We start from the raw sequence: 17,679 nt of genomic DNA, 5'->3' as shown, positions 1-17,679 counted from the left end.
GCCGAACGTTATGCGATGATCCGCGCAGCGGTAACCCTTTTGTGTCGGTATGCGCAGAAAGCGATAATCGGGCGAGCGGTCGTTACTCGCTGTCCAAAGAACGAAACTCTGTGCAATGTGATTAGTCGATTTGGACGCAGTGTCCGTATAGCAGAGGGTGCCGTTCTTATAACGCAACGGATTGACAAAGCAACTCGCTTATCCGTAACGTCGGCAGGCTCCTGAGCAGCGGATAGATCATGAACATTGAACAACTTTCAATGGTGAACCGCATGTCTGGATTGCGCTGCAGGACGCCTTCGGCGAGCGTTCTATAAACTCCCGTTATGCCCGAGAAATCGCTGCTCAGTCACGTCGACGAGACAGGCGCCGCGCGCATGGTCGACGTTTCCGCGAAGGCGGTCACGACCCGTCTCGCGGTCGCCGCCGGCCGCGTCGTCACGACCCCCGAAGTCATCGCGTTGTTGCAGGCTGAAGGCCTGCCGAAGGGCGATGCGGTGGCCGTCGCGAGGCTCGCCGGCATCATGGGCGCCAAGCGGACTCCCGACCTCATCCCGCTCTGCCATCCGATCGGCTTGCACGGCGTCGTCGTCGACCTCGAGCTGACCGCGAATGCGATCGAGATCACGGCCACTACCAGGACCGCAGACCGCACCGGCGTCGAGATGGAGGCGCTCACGGCGGTCGCGACGGCCGGCCTCGCGATGATCGACATGATCAAGGCCGTGGACCCGGCCGCGAGCATCGAATCGGTCCGTGTGCTGCGAAAAGAGGGCGGCAAGACCGGCGACTGGGTACGCCCTGAGGACCGCCCGTGAAGGCCCGGGTGATCGTCGCCAGCAACCGCGCTGCCGCCGGCGTCTACGCCGACACCAGCGGCCCGCGCCTGGTCAGCGGCCTGCGCGAGCTCGGCTGCGAGGTGGGCGACCCCATCGTGGTGCCGGACGGCGACCCGGTCGAGCGGGCGCTGCGCGAGGCGGTGGCCGACGGCGTCGATGTGGTGCTGACCAGCGGCGGAACGGGTGTCACGCCCACCGATCGCACGCCCGAGGCAACCCGCGGCGTGCTCGATTTCGAGATTCCCGGCATCGCCGAGGCCATCAGGGCGTACAGCCGGGACAAAGTGCCGGCCGCGGCTCTGTCCCGAGGTATTGCGGGAGTAGCGGTACGAACACTTATAGTGAACTTGCCAGGATCGACCGGCGGAGCCAAGGACGGCCTGGCGGTACTCGCGCCCCTGCTCAGGCACACGATTGAGCAGATCAACGGCGGGGATCACCCGCAGGTGTAGCCCGCGAGTACTAGACCTGCGGGCGTACACAAAAAGTCCTAGACGCATGGTGCAAAGTCGGACACTGCTCGGCGTCCACATTGTGGGAAACTTGGCGCCCGGATACCTGGGCGGGGCGCGCGACGATCGCGCTGGATAGGCTCGGGCGGTGAGCGAAGAGATCCCGGTCGACTGGGAGCAGGCCCGCGCCCTTGCCTACGAGGCGGGCCGGCGCGCCGCCGGGCCGGCCGAGTCGATCTCGCTGCTCGACGCCGACGGCCGCACTCTCGCCGAGCCGCTGCGCGCGCTCACCGACCTCCCCGCGTTCCCCACCTCGAGCATCGACGGCTGGGCGGTGCGCGGCCCCAAGCCGTGGCGCGTCGTCGGCCGCGTGCTGGCCGGTGGCGTGGCCGGCCCGCTCGACCAGGACGGCACGTGCGTCGAGATCGCGACCGGCGCCATGGTGCCGGCCGGCGCCGACGCGCTGATCCGGGTCGAGGAGTCCACACGCGACGCCGACGGCCTGGTCAGCGGCGAGCCCCGGGCGATCCCCGAGTGGCGGCTGCCAGGCGAGGAGGCGCACCAGGGCGAGGAGCTGCTTCCCGCCGGCACGGCCATCGACCCGGCCGTGATCGGTGTCGCCGCCACTTGTGGATACGAAACGCTGGGCGTGCGCCCGCGTCCCCGGGCCGCTTTGCTGGTCTTCGGAGACGAACTGCTCACCGCGGGCACGCCGGGCGCCGGCCGGGTGCGCGACTCGCTCGGTCCGCAGGTGCCGGGCTGGCTGCGCCGCGGCGGCGCGGTTGTCGATCCGGGCGCGGTTGCCGGCCCGGTTCAGGACACTCTTGAGGCGCACCTCGAGGCGGTGCGGGGCGCGCTGGCCACGGCCGACCTGGTCTGCACGACCGGCGGCACCATGCACGGCCCGGTCGACCACCTGCACCCGACGCTCGCCAAGCTCGGCGCCGAGTACGTGGTGAATACCGTCGCCGTCCGCCCCGGCTTTCCGATGCTGCTGGCCCGCGTCCCCGGCCCCGACGGCCGCACCCGATTCCTGGCCGGGCTGCCCGGCAACCCGCAGTCCGCCGTGATCGCCCTGATCACGCTGGTCGCACCCCTGCTCGCCGGGCTGCAGGGCCGCCCCGCGCCCAAGCTCACGATGGTCGAGGCGTCCGCCGCCGTACCGGGCCGCGGCGCCTTCACCCACCTGGCGCTGGCCCGCCTCGACCACGATGGACGGTCGGCCACTCCGGTCGGCCACGTCGGCTCGGCGATGTTGCGCGGCCTCTCCAACGCCCACGGTTTCGTCGTCGTGCGCCCCGGCGCGCAGGCCACGCCGGGCGATCTCGTGCCGTTCCTTCCGCTGCCACTCGTCGCCGGGGAGCGCCCATGACCGGGGTTGTCGTGACCGCCGAAGTGCGGGACGTGCCGCTCGACCTGGCGGCTCACGAGAAAGCGGTGTCCGAGGCCCGGGCCGGCGCGGTCGTCTCCTTCCAGGGCGTCGTCCGCGACCACGACCACGGGCGCGGCGTGACCCTGCTCGAATACGAAGGTCACCCCACCGCCGGCGCGATCCTGCGAGAGGTGGCGGCGGAAATCGCCGAAGACCCCGACGTGTACGCGGTGGCGGTGTCGCACCGGATAGGCACGCTGGCGATCGGCGACGTCGCGCTGGTGGCGGCGGTGAGCACGGCTCACCGGGCAGCGGCGTTCGCGGCATGCGCCCGCCTGGTCGACGAGGTGAAGGCCCGCCTCCCGATCTGGAAACGCCAGGTCTTCACCGACGGCACCGACGAGTGGGTCAACTGCCCCTGAGCGGTAAATGCCGAAATTTCGGGCATGGCGCGGCGATGCCGGGCGGCGAGCCGCAGCGGCAACAGACCGCGGAAAGCCGCTCACCAGCCGTGGGCGGGGATGGGGCGGAGGGCCGCCGATCGCCTGTGGGCGGGGAATGGGCGGAAGGCCGCTCATCGGCCGCGGGGGCCGGGAATTGCCGGGGCCTGGCGTATCGGCTGCGGCCGACGGCGCACGGGCACCGCTGGAGCGACTCCGGGCCGCCACGGCAGGGAGTTCAGCAGCAGGATCAGGATGAAGGCGTAGCCGTTCCAACCGACCATCCATCGTGGACCGGCCACCAGCATCACGTAGGTGAGCAGCGCCGCGGCCGCGAAGCCGGCGCCTGGGAAACGGCGCGTCTGGGGGCGGCGGATGATGACCCAGCGGCGGGCCGCGGCGTCGACCAGGATCAGCACGGCCGGCAGCAGCCAGATCAGCGAATGGACCCGGCTCACCGGGCCTACGGCGGCGCCGGTCAGGCCGATCAGTGTGAAAGCGGTGATCTCGTCGCCGTCGGTGTGTGCGGAGCGGGCGCGGATCATGCCGACCGCGATCAGGAGGCCGGCGAACGAGAGCCAGATCAGGACCGGGGTGCTCGTCGACTCGTAGAGGCGGGCCAGGACGCCGGCCAGCGACTGGTTGTCGGGCACATCGAACGGCCCGGAGCGGGCCAAGCCGGGCAGGATCGGCGCCGGGCCGGGCGCCACCAGCAGGGCGGCGCCCAGCAGGGTGAGGGCGGTGACGGTCGCGGTCACGGCGGCTCGCCATTGCCGGGTGACCGCGAAATACACGATGAACAGGCAGGGGCCGATCGCCACGGCGGTCGCGATCCCGGTGCCGAAGCCGGCCCAGGCGCCGGTCGCCCAGATCTTGCGCAGGCGGGACGATGAACGGTCCGGCCACCAGGTGGCGCGGCTGCGGGCCCAGGCCGAGCGGCGCAGGGCGATCACGTCGGCGGTGATCAGGCCGAACAGGATCAGGTCGAGGCAGCCCAGGCCCAGCGTGGCGCGAACGGGGGCGGCGAGCAGGGCCAGGGCCAGCGCGGCGAGGACAGCCGGGAAGCGGGGGCGGCCGTATCGGCGCGCGACCGGGCCGGCCAGCGCGATCAGCGACAGGAGCAGCGACATCACGCCGGTCGCGGCCACCAGTAGGGCCGCGGCACCGAGCGGGAGCAGGCAGAGCGGAGACACGAGTACGGCGGCGGGGGCGGTCAGAGGAGCGGTCAGCCGGCCGCCCGCGTGCCAGTCCCGGACGGCCGCCAGCGACGCGGCGAGCGTGCTCACCCCGTACGCGCGCTGAAGTAAAAGGCCGGCGGCGACGCACGCCAGAATGACCACAACGGACCTTGCGTGCTTCGCCGGCATGGCGCGACCCCCGTCGCTCTCGGAAGGCGCAGACCAGCCGCGCGGCCCTCGTCCGCTTTAACGCGGAGACCGCGACAAGGTCACCCGGAGGATCAGCCGGGCATCTTCCGGGCGGCGGCGGCCGACATCGCGGCGATCTTGGCGTCGCGCTTGGCGGACCTGGCGGCACGCTTCACGGCGCGCGACGAGCGATCGACCGCGTGCGTCGTGCGGTAGCGCAGGCTCGGCCGGCCCTGCGTGTCGGCCGCGGCCAGCAGCAGGCCGCCGATGAGACCGAGATTCTTGAGGAGATCGGCCGGCTGCTTCTCCTTGGCGAAGCCGGCGGCCGTCGTCGGCACGAGACCGGCGGCCAGCAGCGCCGCGGCGGGCCGGGTGAAATGCCCGGTCGCCAGCGCCAGGCCGGCCACCACATCGGTCGCCGCCTTGGCCCGCACGACCGTCCGCGGGTCGGTCGGGATGCGCGGATCGGCCTTCTCGAGCTGGGGGCCGACCTTGTCGAGGACCCACCGCGCCGTATCGATCTTGAGCTCCGGGTTCATCAGGTGGCGGATGCCGTCGACCACGAAGATCGAGGCGAGCATGGCACGGGCCGCGGTGCGTACGGGTCTCATGAAAATGGTTATACCCGCCGGGCGGGCCTCATACCGGCTGGGTGCGCAGGTATCGGCCGAAGTGCGGCACCGTGAACGCGACCGTGCCGCGCTCGCCGGAGTAGATCAGGCCCTTTTTGATCAGGGCATCGCGGGCCGGGGAGAGGCTGGCCGGCTTACGTCCGAGGGCGGTGGCGATCTCGGCGGTGGGCACCGCGGCGTCCATGTCGTTGTCGGGCTCGCCGGAGAGCGCGGCCATGGCGCGCATGTACTCCCGCTCGGCCGGCGTGGCCCGCTCGAACCGGGAGCCGAAGAATCCGACCGCGAGCTCGGCCTCGGCCTCGGGGGCGGCGACCCGCACGTCGGCGTCGGTCACCGGGGATTGCGGCGCGTGATCCCAGGTCGCCTTGCCGTAGGCCTGCACGAAATACGGATAGCCGCCGGACTTCTCGTAGAGCAGGTCCAGGGCCTTCGCCTCGTACTCCACCTCCTCGCGGGCGGCGGGCGCGCTCAGCGCCAGGTCGGCCGAGACCCGGTCGAGTCGGTCGATCCGCTGATAGCGGAAGAGGCGCTCCGAGTACGACTTCGCCGCGGACAAAACGGCCGGCAGGTGCGGCAGGCCCGCGCCGACCACGATCAGCGGCGCGCCGAGCTGCGACAGCTCGTGGCAGGCGGCGCAGAGCGCGGAGACGTCGGCCGGCCCGAGGTCTTGCATCTCGTCGATGAACAGGGCGATGCCGGTGCCGACGTCGGTGGCGATCGACGCCGCGTCGGTGAACAGCTCGACCAGGTCGATCTCGATGTCGCCGGAGTCGGCGCGTCCGCGGGCCGGCGGCACGTCGATGCCGGGGGACCAGCGGTCGCGGATCTTGCCGTTCGGATCGTTGACCCGCAGCGCGAACGCCTTGAGCACGGCCAGCACCTCGTCGACCCGGTCGGGGTCGCGGTGGTGGGGCGCGAGCTCGCGGATCGCCATGTGCAGGGCGGCCGAGACCGGGCGGCGCAGCGACTGGTCGGGACGGGCCTCGATCTTGCCGGTGCCCCACAGCCGGCCGATGGCGGCCGAGCGCAGGGTATTGAGCAGGACGGTCTTGCCGACGCCGCGCAGGCCGGTCAGGACGAGGCTGCGCTCGGGGCGGCCGCGCGCGACCCGCTCGAGCACCACGTCGAAGGCGTCGAGCTCGCGGCCGCGCCCGGCCAGCTCGGGTGGGCGCTGGCCGGCGCCGGGGGCGTAGGGATTCCGGACCGGATCCACGCATTGCACCGTATCGGGTCATCTAGCGAAATAGCTAGAGTCCGCTAGCAAAACCTCGCGAGTGTCTTCTACACCAATCTTGGAAAATTCCTAGAAGACTCTAGAGCGCCTTATGCTCCTTCAGGCAGAGCACGAAGTCGAGGTCGTCGAAGGGGCTGTCGTAGAAATACCACTTCGTGTAGCCCTGGACCTTGGCGCACTTGGCCTCGGCGTCCTTCTCCCCCGTCGTCTTGCCGTCGACGCGCTTGAGCACCTGATACGTGCCGGAGATGCAGGCGGTCGCGCGCATCTCGGGCTGCTCATCGGTGCCCTGGTTGACCACGCAGTCGCCCTGCTTCACGTTGAACCGGGCGTCCTCACTGCCCAGCGGCACCGGCCCCGGATTCGTCGCCGCGTCGGACGGCGACGGTGACGCCGCCGGCCGGTCGGCCCGCTCCTTGAGCAGCCACGCCGTCGTGCCGAGGCCCACGCAGATCAGCACGCCGAGCGTCACCACGAGCGCGACGATGGGCGTGTTCCTTTTCGGCGGCGAGGGTGGCGGCGTCGGCTGACTCCACAGCGACGAGTGGTACGACGACTGCTGCTGCGGAATCGACTGCCCGCCCCACGACGGATCGGGCGGAACGGCGGCACCCTGATCACCCCAGGGATCGGCCGGTTCGCCATAGGACTCGTCGGAGCTCCCGTGCGACCATGGCGGGCCGGAATGGGGGCCGTTCTGCGACATGGGGGATTTTCCTCCCGATGCGGTCTGCGCTGCCTGCCACCGTAGCGTGCGGGGGTGACACAAACCCGCACGGAATCGCCGCGGTTGTCGGCAACACGACCCGCGGAGCGTGCCGCCGACCGATACGGTCCACGGTCGTGTCACCAGTCCTCGTGATCTTCGCGGCCGCCTTCGGGGCCACGTCCGCAGCCTTTCTCCCCCGGCTCGCCCACCGTCTCGCTGTCGGCTACGCCGACGAGCCTCGACGCGACTGCGCGGTTTGCTCACGGCCGTTCAACCCGGGCTTTCCAGGATGGGTACGGGTCGGAGCGGCGTGTTCCTGCTCGGGCGGCTCCGCGTGGATCGTCCTCGCCGGAGCAGCGGCGGCCGGGGCATTGGCGGTCGTGATCGGGCAGTCGCCGCTGCTCCCGGCCTATCTGCCGGCGGCCGTCCCGGGGGTGCTCCTTGCCGTGATCGACCTGCGCTGCCTGCGACTGCCCGATCCCGTGGTGGGGCTCGTCGCGGCGACGGCAGTGCCGTTGGCCGTGCTGAGGCCGGAGCGGATCGGGACGGCGCTCGCGGCGGCGGGTGCCGTGCTCACCGCGTACGGAATCATGGCTCTGCTCGGAGGTCTTGGGCTCGGCGACGTGAAGCTCGCCGCGGTGCTCGCCCTCGTCCTGGGTTTCGCCGGCTGGCCGGCGGTGATCGCCGGCGTGCTCGCGCCCCACCTGATCAATGGACCAGTCGCGCTGTTCGTGCTGGTCACGCGGCGGAAGAGGGTGCTGCCGTTCGGTCCGGCGCTGCTCGCCGGCGCGCTGATCGGGCTTACAGCAGCCTGAGCTGGCGGTCCTTCGGGCGGGCCGGGACGGTGTCGCCCAGGCGCTCGAACAGCCCCGAGTCGATCGCCTCGAGGAACGGCGTCGGGCTCTGCTCGCGCTCGCTGCCGTGCCGGAACCGCCGCGCCGCGTGGCTCACGTAGAGGCGGTCCTGCGCGCGGGTCAGGCCGACGAAGAACAGGCGTCGCTCCTCGGCGATCTCGTCGTCCGCCGGCTTGCTGCCCGGCCAGCGCATCGGGAGCAGGCCGTCCTCGCAGCCCACCAGGAAGACGACCGGGAACTCGAGGCCCTTGGCGGCGTGCAGGGTGAGCAGGTTGACCGCCTCGGCCCGCGGATCCAGCGCGTCGACCTCGGCGCCGGTCTCGATCTCCTGGAGCAGGCCCGGGAAGTCGTCGCCCATCCGATGGGCCAGCGGCATGAGCAGGTCGGCCGCGGTCCAGATGTCCTCGGGCGCGAGCTGCTCGGCGTCCAGGGTCGGCGCCGCGAAACGCTGGGCCAGCACCTGCGCCGTCAGCTTGACCCGGGCCGCGAGCGAGCCACCGAGGCCGCCGGCGTGCCGCAGCTCGCGGGCGATGACCTGCACGCCGGCGCGGTCGCGGAGGCGGTTGTGCGAGCGCTTCTGCACCGGGACGCCGGCCCGGGACAGCGCCTCGACGATCGGGCCGGACTGGGCGTCGGTGCGGTAGAGCACCGCGATGTCCGAAAAGGACAGGTTGCCGACGGGGGCCGACCGGGAGTCGACGCGGCCCGAGTCGAGCGAGCGGTGCGATAGGCCGCCGACCAGCTCGTCGATCGTGCGGACCACGAAGTCGGCCTCGTCGGCGACGCTCCCGGCCGGGTAGCGGCCGACCAGCGGCGACTCGGGGTCCAGCCGGGCGGGATCGAGGCGGCGGCCGCTGACCAGGGTCGACGGGGCGATGGCCTGGACGGCGGCGGCGAGGATCGGGGCGCTCGAGCGGTAGTTGCGGGTCAGGCGGACCAGCCGGGCGTCGACGAAGTCCTCGTTGAAGCGCAGGAAGTACTTCACGTCGGCGCCGCGGAACGAGTAGATCGCCTGGTCGGGGTCGCCGATCGCGCAGAGGTTGCCGTCGGCCGGGCTGAGCAGGCGCAGCAGCTCGTACTGGACCTCGTCGACGTCCTGGTACTCGTCCACGAAGATCCACTGCCATTGCCTGCGGTACTTCTCGGTCAGCGACGGCTCGTCGCTCAGCAGGTCGACGGGCAGCTTGATCAGATCGTCGAGGTCGACCAGGTCCTGCTGGCGGAGCAGTTTCTTGTACGCGAGGTCGTCGTCGCCGGCCTGCTCGCGGGCGGCCTTCTGCTCGGCTTCCTCGGCGATGCGCCAACTCGGGCCGAGGCCGGCCGCCTTGGCGTTCTCCTTGAGGATGGCCAGGCCCACCGAGTGGAAGGTGCCGACCGTGATGTCCTCGGCGCCGTCGCCCAGGAGGGCGTCCAGGCGCTCCTTCAGCTCCGAGGCGGCGCGCCGGGTGAAGGTGATGGCGAGGCAGCGGTGGGGGAAGACGCCCAGCTCGGCGCAGAGGTAGGCGATCCGGTGCGTAAGGGTCCGGGTTTTCCCTGTTCCCGGGCCCGCGACGATGAGGAGGGGTCCGCCGGGGGCGCTGGCCGCCACGCGCTGCATGGCGTCGAGGCGGTCGAGGAGGCCGGTGCCTACCTCTTCCATGCCGGCCAGCATCGGCTCGAACGGCTCGTGCGGGCTGGGTGGGGTGGCCAGCGGTGGGGCGGGCGGGGGCCACGCCGCCGGCCCGGCGGCTCCGCCCGCTCCTCCCGCCGGATTTTTCGTGTCTTTGGGCGATTTGAGCGGCTTCTTGACTGCCTTTTCCGGCCGGCGCTGCTGAGGGACGTCGAACATCGCGAGGTCGAAGAGCGCCTCGGTCTGCGGGGCCGACGCCTTGTTGCGCAGCTCCCCCGGCTCGAAGAGGGTGATGACGCCGTACTCGCCGTCGTAGCCGGGGATGCGGCGGACCTCGCCGCGGCGCAGCCGGCCGATCGCCTCCTCGAGCTCGTCGCCGCCGGCCTGCCCGATCTCGTCGAGCGGGATCTTGCGGAGGATGTCCAGCTCGGCGCCGAGCGTCGCGACCAGGTGGTTGAGCTGCGCCTCCACCGTCTTCGACTTCGGGCCGACCCCGTTGATCTCGCCGAGGATCTCGTGCAGCTGGATGAGGTGCTCGACGTGGCCGTCCCGGTGGTGGCCGACCGGCCGGTCGGCGAGATCCTCGACCCGGCTCAGGACGCCCACGGTCAGCGGCTTGCCGCACTCGGGGCAGCGCCCGCCGGCCTCCCGGGTGCGCTGCGGCTCCCAGTTGACCCCGCAGGCCCGGTGGCCGTCGGCGTGGTACTTGCCCTCTTCCGGGAAGAACTCGAGGGTGCCCTTGATCGTGGCGCCGCTCTTGACGGCCTCGTAGTCCGGTTCGCCGGTGAACAGGGTCGCCTCCCGGGCCAGGGCGGCCGGCGAGTGGGCGTCCGAGTTCGAGACCAGGCGGTATCTGTCCAGGCTGGACACCCGCCAGTTCATCTCCGGGTCGGAGGAGAGGCCGGTCTCGACGGCGGTGACATGGTCGGCGAGGTCGGCGTAGCAGTCGGCGATCGCGTCGAAGCCCGACTTCGAGCCGAGCGCCGAGAACCACGGCGTCCAGATGTGCGCGGGGATCAGGTATCCGCCGGCCTCGAGGGTGATCTCCAGTAGATCGCGGGAGTCGAGCCCGAGGATGGGCCGGCCGTCGGCGGTGAGGTTGCCGATGCGCCCCAGCGCGGTGTTGAACCTCGTCGCCGCCGCGAAGTCCGGCATGTAGATGAGGTGGTGCACCTTGCGGGTGCGGTCGTCGCGCTTGTAGATCGTCGAGATCTCGACGCTGAGCATGAACTTCGCTTTTTTCGCGGACTGGAGCGAGCCCGGCAGGCGCTGTGTGACCTCTTCCTCGTCCCGGTATCTGAAGAGGCCGGCATCGTCTTCCACCAGGCTCTCGCGCAAGTGGTCGAACCACGCCGGGTGGGTGAAGTCGCCGGTGCCCAGCAGCGCGATGCCCTTGCGGCGGGCCCACCAGGCCAGGTTGGGCAGCGTCAGGTCGCGGCTGCAGGCGCGCGAGAACCGGGAGTGGATGTGCAGATCCGCGACGTATGTGTCCGCGGCGACCGAGGACCCTGCGTTGTCCGAGGGCACGCGCTGCATCCTGTCATGCCCTCCGGTTCCACGACCAATCGCCACGCGCTGACAAACTTACGGATCTTGATGCCTGGTTTTTCACACCGCCCGCAATTCGACGACTGTCACTTGCGGCGGCGCGCCCACCCGTACCGGCGGGCCCCAGAACCCGGCGCCGTTGGTCACGTAGACCGGCACGCCGTCCACGTCCCCGTAGCCGGACACCACCGGCTGCTCCAGCTTGACCAGCAGGTTGAAGGGTGCCATCTGACCGCCGTGCGTGTGCCCGGAAACTTGCAGATCGACCCCGAACGGGGCAGCGTCGCGCGCCGCGGCGGGCTGGTGCGCCATCAGGACGACGGGTCGTAAGGGGTCGCGGTCGCCGAGCGCCTTGGCGAAGTCGGGACCGTCGTCGTACTGGGCGCCGCCGAGGTCGTTGACGCCGGCCAGGTCGAGGCCGTTGATCTCGACCCGCTCGTTGCGCAGCGGCCGCAGGCCCAGCCGCGTGACCTCCTCGATCCAGGGCTCGTACCCCGAGTAGTACTCGTGGTTCCCGGTCACGAAATACGCCCCATACCGCGACTCGATGTCGGCGAGCGGTGTCGCGAACCGCCCCAGCTCCGCCACCGTCCCGTCAACCAGATCTCCGACGACGCACACCATGTCCGCTTGCACCGAATTGATCAGCTCGACGATCCGGCCCACGTGCCGGGTGCCGGTGAGCGGGCCGAGGTGGATGTCGGAGACCACGGCCAAGCGGGTGCCGTCCATCGCCCGCGGGAGCTTCGCCATCGGCATGCTCCAGCGGTCGAGCCGGGGTGCGCCGAGGGCCGTCCTGACGCCGTACCCGGTGATGCTTGCGGCAGTGAGGCCCGCGAAGATCGCGGTTCCGCGGGCCAGGAGCAGTCGCCGCTCGATGCCTTCTCTGACTGGGGGCTCTTCGGCCTTGGGCGCTTCTTTTTCCGTGGACCGCCACCACAGGCGGACGCCCGCTCGTGGGATCTCCAGGACCGCCAGCGTCACGAGCAGATAGAACATCAGCGCCAGCCAGAGGTAACCCGGCCAGGCGAGCCACTCCGCGTGTCCCGTCCGCGTGCCGATCAGCGTGGCCGGCACGAGCAGCGCTAGGACAACGGCGACGATCGCGCCCGCTCGCCGCGCCTTGCCCGGCCGGAGCGGATCCCGGGCGAGCCTCTTCCACAGATAGAAATGAATCAGGCCGATCACGACGAAGATCAGCCCTACGAAGACCAGCAAGCCGTCTCCTCGCGGCTCAGCCGCCCGCGAACGGCGGCAGCACGTCGACCGTCACTCCGGCCGGAAGCGGTCCCTGGCGATCATGGCAGGCGAGACCGTCGACCAGGAAGCTCGCCGACTTCAGCACCAGCCCCAGCCGCTCGCCGTGACGGTCGGCGAGCAGCTGGATCAGCTCCTCGATCGACGCCGCGTCGGCCGGCTCGGCGGACACCCCGCCCACCGCGGCACGCGCTCCCGCGAAATAGCGCACGGTGATCACGTCAGCCCCCGATCGCCGACATCGGCCGCGCCGGCTGCAGGAAGCTCGGATCGTCTATCCCGTGGCCCGCCCGCTTGCCTCTCATCGCCACGCGCCACGCCTCCGCGATCTCCGCATCCGATCCGCCCGAGCGCAGCAGCTTCCGGAGGTCGCTCTCCTCGGTGGCGAACAGACAGTTCCGGATCTGGCCGTCCGCCGTCAGCCGGGTGCGGTCGCAGTCGCCGCAGAACGGCCTGGTCACGCTGCCGATGACCCCGACCCGGGCCGGCTCTCCGGCGGCGTCGACGTGCCCCGGAACCAGCCAGGTCTCGGCCGGCGCTGTTCCACGTGAAACAGGGTCGGGCCGCAGGCCGAAGGGCTCCAGCGCCGCCAGGATCTCGTCGGCGGTCACCATCGTGTGCCTGTCCCACTGGTGCTGAGCGTCGAGCGGCATCTGCTCGATGAACCGCAGCTGATACCCATAGGTCAGCGCGAACTTCATCAGCTGCGGCGCCTCGTCCTCGTTGATCCCCCGCATCAGCACTGTGTTGATCTTCACCGGCGTCAGGCCCGCCGCGGCCGCCGACTCCAGCCCGCGTAGCACGTCGTCCAGCCGATCCCGCCGGGTCAGCGCCTTGAACCGCTCCGCGTCGAGCGTGTCCAGCGAGACGTTGATCCGATCGAGGCCCGCCTCCTTGAGCGCGCCCGCGACCTTTTCGAGCCCTATCCCGTTGGTCGTCAGCATCAACGAGGGCCGGGGCGTCAGCCGCGCCGCCGCCTCCACGATCCCGAGCAGTCCCCGACGCAGCAGCGGCTCCCCGCCCGTGAACCGCACCTCACGGATCCCGAGATCCTCCACCCCGATCCGGATGAGCTGGCCCACCTCGTCATCGGTGAGCTGCTCCTCCCGGGGCAGCCAGGCCAGCCCCTCGGCGGGCATGCAGTAGCTGCACCGCAGATTGCATCGATCGGTGAGGGAGACCCGAAGATCGGTCGCCACCCGCCCAAATCGGTCAACGAGCCCAGTCACCAGCGACTCCCCGCCGCCGAGTCCAACCTCGTCACATCTGCCACCTCACGAATCTATCCGTTCCCGCTCCGAGTCGCCGCAAGCGTTTTTGCTCACGGGACTTCGGGCGGAATTGGGTTGATCGTCATGGGCGGCATTGGGAGGGTTCGGGCATGGCGACATTCGAAGAGCTCGTGGCGGAGGGACTGTCGGTCCCGGTGGAGGGCTGGGACTTCTCCTGGTTCGCGGGCCGGGCCACCGAGGAGCGGCCGTCCTGGGGTTATGCCCGTCTGATGGGCGACCGGATGGCACAGGTCGGCCGGGCGCTCGACCTCCAGACCGGCGGTGGCGAGGTGCTGGCCTCGATGCGGCGCGCCCCGCAGAAACTGGTCGCCACCGAGGGCTGGCCGCCGAATGCCGAGCTGGCTCGCAAGCGCCTGGCGCCGTTGGGCGGGCGCGTCGTCGAGGCCGGCGAGGACGACGACCTGCCGTTCCCCGACGGCTCGTTCGACCTGGTCGTCAGCCGCCATCCGGTGACGGTCCACTGGTCCGAGATCGCGCGGGTGCTGGCCCCGGGCGGCACCTATCTGTCGCAGCAGGTGGGCGCCGGATCGCTCCGAGAACTCATCGACTTCATGATGGGCCCGCAGCAGGTCGGCGACGCCCGCGACCCGGAACGCGCCCGCCGCGAGGCCACGAACGCCGGCCTGACCGTGGCTGACCTCCGCAGTGAGGCCCTCCGCATCGAGTTCTTCGACGTGGCGGCCGTAATCGTCTTCCTGCGAAAAGTCATCTGGACGGTGCCGAACTTCACGGTCGACGCCTACCGCGACCGGCTCGAGGCCCTGCACACCCAGATCGAATCGACGGGCCCGTTCGTAGCCCATTCCCAGCGCTTCCTCATCGAGGCCCACAAGCCTTCTTGACCACCCAACCCCACTTCGTCGCCGTGCCCCAACTCCGCCGTGCCCCAACTCCGCCGCGACCCAGCCCCGCCGCGACCCAGCCCCACTGGGCGTCGCCCCACTGGGCGTCGGCCCGCTGGGCGTCGGCCCGCTGGGCGGCGGCCCGCTGGGCGGCGGCCCCGCTGGGCGGCGGCCCCGCTGGTCACGTCCGCTGGGTGGCGGCCCACGCTGGGCGGCGACGTGCGGGTTGCGCGAGATCCGGCCGGCCGCGACGCACTAAGCCCGCGGTGGTGGGACGCGCGAGCTGAGCGGCGACGCGCAGGGGCGGCTACCCCGCGCGACCTGCGTCGGGTGGGACCGCGCCTGCTGGACGTCGGCCCAAGCTCACCGGCGACCGGCGACCGGCGACCGGCGACCGGCGACCGGCGACCGGCAACCGGCGACCGGCGACCGGCGACCGGCGACCGGCAACCGGCGGGCGTCGGGAGGCGGGAGGCGTCGGGCGGGAGGCGTCGGGCGGTCGGCGTCGGGTGGCGTGCTCGGCGCGGGTGGCCTTTGCCCTTTGGGGCGCTGGGCCGGTCGGTCGCGGACGGCCTTGTGTTGCAGTAGCTGGGGCGCGGCGGCGGGTTCGGGGCTTGTGTGGTTGGGGGCCTCTTTCCTCGTACGTTATGGGGGTCTCAGGTAATCGCTCGCAGTGCTGCCTCGGCGGCCGTGACCACCGCGTTTCGATAGGCGGCGCCGAAGGCGGCGGTGTGGACCAGCAGCAGGTGCAGCTGGTGCAGCGGGACTCGGGCGCGCCACCCGTCGGCGAGGGGATAGGCCTCGTCGTAGGCGGCCAGGATGCGGTCCAGGTGCGGGGCGCCGCCGAAAAGCGTCAGCTCGGCGAGGTCTGTTTCGCGGTGGGCGCCCTGGGCGGCCGGGTCTATGAGGTAGGCGTGGGTGGAGGACCACAGGATGTTGCCGGGCCACAGGTCGCCGTGGGTGCGGCTCGGGGGCTCGGGGTCGCGGTATCGGGTCAGCGCGGTCAGGACGTCGTCGAGCAGTGCGGCGTCGGCGAAGCTCAGGGCGGCTCGGTCGACGGAGAGTCTGAGGTAGGGGAGCAGGCGGTAGGTCGCGAACCATGAGGGCCACGGGCCGGCGGACTCGGTGTTGTCGAGCGGGAGCGGGCCGATGAAGCCGGGCCACGGCGCGCCGAAGGAGGGTGCGCCGGTGCGGTGGAGGGCGGCCAGGTCGCGGCCGAGGCGGTCGGCGGACTCGGGGGTGGGGTCGCCGTGGTCGATCCAGGCGGTGGCGAGCAGCTGGGGGAGGGCGACGAAGAGCTCGGGGACGGGTGCTCCGGCCTCCGCGAGCCATCGCAGGCCGGCGGCCTCGGCCTCGAAGAATCCGGCGGGGGGATCGCCGGCGGGCCAGGTCTTGGCGAAGAGCGAGGTGCCGTCGTCGAGCGTGAGCCGGCTCGCCGTGGAGACGCTGCCGCCGCCCACCGGAGTCTCGCGGATGCGCTGGTGGGTGAGAAATGTCGGGAGATGCTCGGGGTGCGCGCGTAAGTACGCCTGGTCCACGGGCTTATCTTCCACTTCGGCTTACGGACGTCCGGAATCGGAGTCAAAATGTCGGCATGAGCCCTGTCACAGTGCGTTCGTACCGTCCGAGTGACCACTCCGCGGGTCGTCGACTGTGGGCCGACCTCACCAACCAGCACAACCGGATGTACGGCGAGCCCACCGAAGACGCCGGCGAAGGCTTTGAGGAATACCTGACTCGGCTCGATCTCTGCGGGCTGTGGGTCGCCGACCATGCCGACGACGGGGTGATCGGGCTGGTGGGTCTGACCATCCGGGGGCGGACCGGCGTCGTCGAGCCGATCGTCGTGACGATCTCTCATCGGCACAAGGGGGTCGGGCGCAAGCTGCTGCGGCACGTGGCGACGGAGGCGCGCAAGCGGAACATGACCGCGCTGACGGTCTCGCCGGCCTCGCGCAACGTGGACGCCATCCGCAGCCTGCACGCGGCGGGGTATGACGTGGTGTCGTCCATTGAGCTCACCCTCGATCTGGAGCGGAACCCGCACGAATGGCAGGAGGACGGGTTGGAGCTGCACGATATGCAGTTCCGTTCCTAGATCGGGCAAGTTTTCCGCCGCCTGTGGATAACCGGGCTTCATCCACAGGCGGGCGAATTGGCACTCGCGCCGAGCGCCGGCGCGGCCACCATCTCGGGCATGAACCAGCACTGCTCGATCACCGCATCCTCCCCGGCCGAGGCCGTCGCCGTGGCGCCCTACCTGCTGGGGTTCCATCCCACCGAGAGCTTCGTCGTGCTCGGCATGGTCGATGGCACTGTCGACTTCGCCGTGCGCTACGACCTGCCGCCGCCGGGGCCCGTCGACTTCGACGAGGAGGCCGTGCTGATCGCCCGGCAGGGTGTCCAGCGGGTGATGCTCCTCGGGTACGGCTCGCCGAAGCGGGTCACGTCGGCGGTGCTCCAGGTCGGGTATTCGTTGCGCGTGGCCGGCGTGCGGATCGCCGACGTGGTCCGGGTGGCGGACGGGCGATGGTGGTCCTATCTCGGCGGGCCGGCCGACGGGACACCGTGCGCGCCCGGGCTGGCCGCCGAGGCGGTCTACCAGGGCATGGTGGCCCTGCCCGACCGGCGGGCGCTGGTGGCCAAGGTGGCGTCGGTCGGGGGTGAGGCCCGCGAGCAGATGGTGGCGGCCACCGGGCGGGCCCGGTCGCGGGCCACCGATCTGGCGGCCGGCGATCTGGAGGCAGGGCGGTCGGGGCTGTGGATGCGGCGTGCCGGGCGGGAGGCCGTGCGGCAGGCGGAGAAGACGGCCCGGGCGGGGCGTGCGCTCGGCTCCGATCAGGTCGCCTGGCTGGGCGTGCTGCTGGTCAACCAGGTGGTGCTCGACTATGCGATCGACCGGTCGGGTCCGGAGCCGTGGCGCCTTCGGCTGTGGACCGAGGTGACCCGCTGGGTGGATCCGTCGCTCTCGGCGGGGCCGGCGTGCCTGCTCGCGTTCGCGGCCTGGCAGGCCGGGGACGGGTCGCTGGCGCGGGTCGCGGTGGATCGGGCCCTGCGGGAGGACGTCGCCCATCGGCTGGCGGGGACGCTCGATCGGCTGCTGGCGGCGGGGATCCGGCCGCGTCCGCTGGTGAAGCTCGTGCTGAGGCCGCATGTCGCCGGCGCAAGCAAGAGACCTGGCACCGGTCGGGGTCGTGACAAAGCCCGCCGCCGGCCCAGGTGAGGAACCGGA

General features: G+C 71.3%; 17 protein-coding genes. 8 read left to right on the top strand and 9 right to left on the bottom strand.

The window, feature by feature from the left end; translation table 11 throughout:
- The first annotated feature begins 326 nt into the window (after positions 1-326).
- The 4 genes from moaC (at position 327) to ACQPZX_RS49475 (ending at position 3,085) form a co-directional block, all read left to right on the top strand.
- A complete protein-coding gene (gene moaC / locus ACQPZX_RS49490; RefSeq protein WP_433372453.1) occupies positions 327-818 on the top strand; it encodes a cyclic pyranopterin monophosphate synthase MoaC in 492 nt (163 codons plus the stop codon).
- The gene (locus ACQPZX_RS49485) at positions 815-1,291 is read left to right on the top strand and encodes a MogA/MoaB family molybdenum cofactor biosynthesis protein (protein WP_433372450.1); all 477 of its coding nucleotides are present in this window, start codon (positions 815-817) and stop codon (positions 1,289-1,291) included. Before moaC ends, ACQPZX_RS49485 begins: the two co-directional genes overlap by 4 nt.
- 148 nt (positions 1,292-1,439) lie before the next feature.
- Complete coding sequence (locus ACQPZX_RS49480) at positions 1,440-2,663, top strand: molybdopterin molybdotransferase MoeA (RefSeq protein WP_433372447.1); 1,224 nt, start codon at positions 1,440-1,442, stop codon at positions 2,661-2,663.
- Positions 2,660-3,085, top strand: a complete 426-nt coding sequence (locus ACQPZX_RS49475) for a molybdenum cofactor biosynthesis protein MoaE (protein WP_433372445.1) — start codon at positions 2,660-2,662, stop codon at positions 3,083-3,085. Before ACQPZX_RS49480 ends, ACQPZX_RS49475 begins: the two co-directional genes overlap by 4 nt.
- 152 nt (positions 3,086-3,237) lie before the next feature.
- Here ACQPZX_RS49475 and ACQPZX_RS49470 read toward each other — a convergent pair whose 3' ends face one another.
- The 4 genes from ACQPZX_RS49470 to ACQPZX_RS49455 form a co-directional block, all read right to left on the bottom strand.
- Positions 3,238-4,443 carry a glycosyltransferase 87 family protein gene (locus ACQPZX_RS49470; RefSeq protein ID WP_433372442.1) on the bottom strand — a complete coding sequence of 402 codons (1,206 nt, stop codon included), beginning with the start codon at positions 4,441-4,443 and terminating at the stop codon, positions 3,238-3,240.
- Positions 4,444-4,562: 119 nt separating this feature from the next.
- Positions 4,563-5,081 carry a DoxX family membrane protein gene (locus ACQPZX_RS49465; RefSeq protein WP_433372439.1) on the bottom strand — a complete coding sequence of 173 codons (519 nt, stop codon included), beginning with the start codon at positions 5,079-5,081 and terminating at the stop codon, positions 4,563-4,565.
- A 28-nt stretch (positions 5,082-5,109) separates the two neighbouring features.
- Positions 5,110-6,315: an AAA family ATPase gene (locus ACQPZX_RS49460; RefSeq protein WP_433372436.1), complete on the bottom strand. Its 1,206-nt coding sequence runs from the start codon at positions 6,313-6,315 to the stop codon at positions 5,110-5,112.
- Between the two features lie 100 nt (positions 6,316-6,415).
- Positions 6,416-7,042 (bottom strand): LppU/SCO3897 family protein, encoded by a 627-nt coding sequence (locus tag ACQPZX_RS49455; RefSeq protein WP_433372433.1) that lies wholly within the window; start codon positions 7,040-7,042, stop codon positions 6,416-6,418.
- A gap of 137 nt (positions 7,043-7,179) precedes the next feature.
- Between ACQPZX_RS49455 and ACQPZX_RS49450 the strand changes: the two genes are divergently transcribed.
- The gene (locus ACQPZX_RS49450; protein ID WP_433372430.1) at positions 7,180-7,860 is read left to right on the top strand and encodes a prepilin peptidase; all 681 of its coding nucleotides are present in this window, start codon (positions 7,180-7,182) and stop codon (positions 7,858-7,860) included.
- On the opposite strand, the gene ACQPZX_RS49445 is transcribed toward ACQPZX_RS49450, so the two are convergent.
- From ACQPZX_RS49445 to moaA, 4 genes are all read right to left on the bottom strand, one after another.
- Positions 7,847-11,035, bottom strand: a complete 3,189-nt coding sequence (locus tag ACQPZX_RS49445) for a UvrD-helicase domain-containing protein (RefSeq protein ID WP_433372427.1) — start codon at positions 11,033-11,035, stop codon at positions 7,847-7,849. The two genes, ACQPZX_RS49450 and ACQPZX_RS49445, sit on opposite strands and share 14 nt — an antisense overlap.
- Positions 11,036-11,116: 81 nt before the next feature.
- Positions 11,117-12,274 (bottom strand): metallophosphoesterase, encoded by a 1,158-nt coding sequence (locus ACQPZX_RS49440; protein WP_433372424.1) that lies wholly within the window; start codon positions 12,272-12,274, stop codon positions 11,117-11,119.
- Between the two features lie 16 nt (positions 12,275-12,290).
- Entirely contained in the window at positions 12,291-12,533 is a 243-nt protein-coding gene (locus tag ACQPZX_RS49435) for a MoaD/ThiS family protein (protein WP_433372421.1), read from the bottom strand.
- Position 12,534: 1 nt separating this feature from the next.
- Complete coding sequence (gene moaA, locus ACQPZX_RS49430; protein ID WP_433372419.1) at positions 12,535-13,542, bottom strand: GTP 3',8-cyclase MoaA; 1,008 nt, start codon at positions 13,540-13,542, stop codon at positions 12,535-12,537.
- A 152-nt stretch (positions 13,543-13,694) separates the two neighbouring features.
- Here moaA and ACQPZX_RS49425 point away from each other — a divergent pair, with 152 nt between their 5' ends.
- Positions 13,695-14,447, top strand: a complete 753-nt coding sequence (locus ACQPZX_RS49425) for a class I SAM-dependent methyltransferase (RefSeq protein ID WP_433372416.1) — start codon at positions 13,695-13,697, stop codon at positions 14,445-14,447.
- Between the two features lie 656 nt (positions 14,448-15,103).
- Here the strand turns inward: ACQPZX_RS49425 and ACQPZX_RS49420 are convergent.
- Positions 15,104-15,985 (bottom strand): fructosamine kinase family protein, encoded by an 882-nt coding sequence (locus ACQPZX_RS49420; protein ID WP_433372413.1) that lies wholly within the window; start codon positions 15,983-15,985, stop codon positions 15,104-15,106.
- A gap of 56 nt (positions 15,986-16,041) precedes the next feature.
- On the opposite strand from ACQPZX_RS49420, the gene ACQPZX_RS49415 reads away from it, so the two are divergent.
- Positions 16,042-16,545 (top strand): GNAT family N-acetyltransferase, encoded by a 504-nt coding sequence (locus ACQPZX_RS49415; protein ID WP_433372410.1) that lies wholly within the window; start codon positions 16,042-16,044, stop codon positions 16,543-16,545.
- A gap of 99 nt (positions 16,546-16,644) precedes the next feature.
- Positions 16,645-17,670, top strand: coding sequence for a DUF4192 domain-containing protein (locus ACQPZX_RS49410; RefSeq protein WP_433372408.1), 1,026 nt, complete (start codon positions 16,645-16,647; stop codon positions 17,668-17,670).
- The last annotated feature ends 9 nt before the right edge of the window (positions 17,671-17,679 follow it).

It is taken from the genome of Actinoplanes sp. CA-142083 (assembly GCF_050942195.1).
Classification (GTDB): domain Bacteria; phylum Actinomycetota; class Actinomycetes; order Mycobacteriales; family Micromonosporaceae; genus Actinoplanes.
The sequence above is the reverse complement of the archived record's forward strand: the minus strand, read 5'-3'. Positions and strand labels throughout refer to the sequence as shown.

Bases quoted from the DNA above. Each gene is read 5' to 3' on its own strand.
- moaC (WP_433372453.1), top strand. From the start codon at position 327: ATGCCCGAGAAATCGCTGCTCAGTCACGTCGACGAGACAGGCGCCGCG.
- ACQPZX_RS49475 (WP_433372445.1), top strand. From the start codon at position 2,660: ATGACCGGGGTTGTCGTGACCGCCGAAGTGCGGGACGTGCCGCTCGAC.
- ACQPZX_RS49465 (WP_433372439.1), bottom strand. From the start codon at position 5,081: ATGAGACCCGTACGCACCGCGGCCCGTGCCATGCTCGCCTCGATCTTC.
- ACQPZX_RS49455 (WP_433372433.1), bottom strand. From the start codon at position 7,042: ATGTCGCAGAACGGCCCCCATTCCGGCCCGCCATGGTCGCACGGGAGC.
- ACQPZX_RS49425 (WP_433372416.1), top strand. From the start codon at position 13,695: ATGGCGACATTCGAAGAGCTCGTGGCGGAGGGACTGTCGGTCCCGGTG.
- ACQPZX_RS49415 (WP_433372410.1), top strand. From the start codon at position 16,042: ATGAGCCCTGTCACAGTGCGTTCGTACCGTCCGAGTGACCACTCCGCG.
- ACQPZX_RS49410 (WP_433372408.1), top strand. From the start codon at position 16,645: ATGAACCAGCACTGCTCGATCACCGCATCCTCCCCGGCCGAGGCCGTC.